Source organism: Listeria rocourtiae subsp. hofi, assembly GCF_963575615.1.
Taxonomy (GTDB): domain Bacteria; phylum Bacillota; class Bacilli; order Lactobacillales; family Listeriaceae; genus Listeria_A; species Listeria_A hofi.
The window spans coordinates 1-516 of the sequence record NZ_CAUYTL010000095.1; the positions used below are offsets into that span (position 1 = coordinate 1).

General features: G+C 45.2%; 1 protein-coding gene. It reads left to right on the plus strand.

The genetic code is table 11. The features are described 5' to 3' along the window. Nucleotides 1-516: IS256 family transposase (locus tag R8925_RS15860; protein WP_430536751.1), on the plus strand; the 516-nt coding region annotated here is incomplete at both ends.

A 516-nucleotide genomic window follows, 5' to 3' on the forward strand; every position in this document is an offset into this window, starting at 1 on the left:
CTTGGCCTTTGGCTCAATGAGAGCGAAAGCAAAAATCGATGGATGCAGATTTTTGACGAATTAAAAGCACGTGGTGTGGAGGATGTATTCTTCCTTTCCATGGATGGGGTATCTGGCTTAGAAGCAGGCGTCAAAGCCGTTTTCCCAACCGTAGTTGTCCAGCGCTGTATTGTTCACCTTGTTCGAAATTCACTTCGTTATGTGCCTTCGAAAGATTATAAAGCCTTTACGGCTTCGCTTAAGAAATTATACGGTGCCCCTTCTCTAAAAGCCTGTCAGAGCCAATTCGAGTCTTTTCGACAACAGTGGGATAAATATCCTGGCGCCATCGATGTCTGGGTGCGTAACTTCAAGCATGTGGAGCAATTATTTGATTATGGCAGCGCCATTCGTAAAATCATGTATACCACCAATGCCGTAGAGAGCGTCCATGCCAGCTTTCGAAAAGTCACGAAGAAAGGCGCCTTCCCGCAGGAAAACGCCTTACTAAAAGTCCTTTATTTACGCGTAAAAGAA